This is a genomic window from Pseudomonas sp. NY15437, from assembly GCF_048068435.1.
Taxonomy (GTDB): domain Bacteria; phylum Pseudomonadota; class Gammaproteobacteria; order Pseudomonadales; family Pseudomonadaceae; genus Pseudomonas; species Pseudomonas nitroreducens_B.
In genome coordinates this window covers 1-314 of record NZ_JBLUQC010000054.1, presented here as the reverse complement: position 1 = coordinate 314, position 314 = coordinate 1, and the positions used below count along the sequence as shown (strand labels likewise).

Annotated in this window: 2 tRNA genes; both read left to right on the top strand. The window is 55.1% G+C overall.

Features of this window, described 5'->3' with window-relative positions:
- Positions 1-29: 29 nt before the first annotated feature.
- Positions 30-106, top strand: a tRNA-Arg gene (locus ACNFIA_RS32000).
- A gap of 98 nt (positions 107-204) precedes the next feature.
- Positions 205-281, top strand: a tRNA-Arg gene (locus tag ACNFIA_RS31995).
- Positions 282-314 lie beyond the last annotated feature (33 nt).

Below are 314 nucleotides of genomic sequence, written 5' to 3'. Positions count from 1 at the left end.
ATCGCCCTAGAATTTGCGCCCTCATCAGCGCACTCATAGCTCAGCTGGATAGAGTACTCGGCTACGAACCGAGCGGTCGGAGGTTCGAATCCTCCTGAGTGCGCCATATACGAGGCAACGTGAAAGCGGGGCTTCAGTGGCGAAAGGGCTGAAAAGCCATTAGCTGCAACCAGTTGGTGAATCTGGTTAAACTTTACCGACGACGCACTCATAGCTCAGCTGGATAGAGTACTCGGCTACGAACCGAGCGGTCGGAGGTTCGAATCCTCCTGAGTGCGCCATATACCGAAAGGGCCTGCAGAAATGCAGGCCCT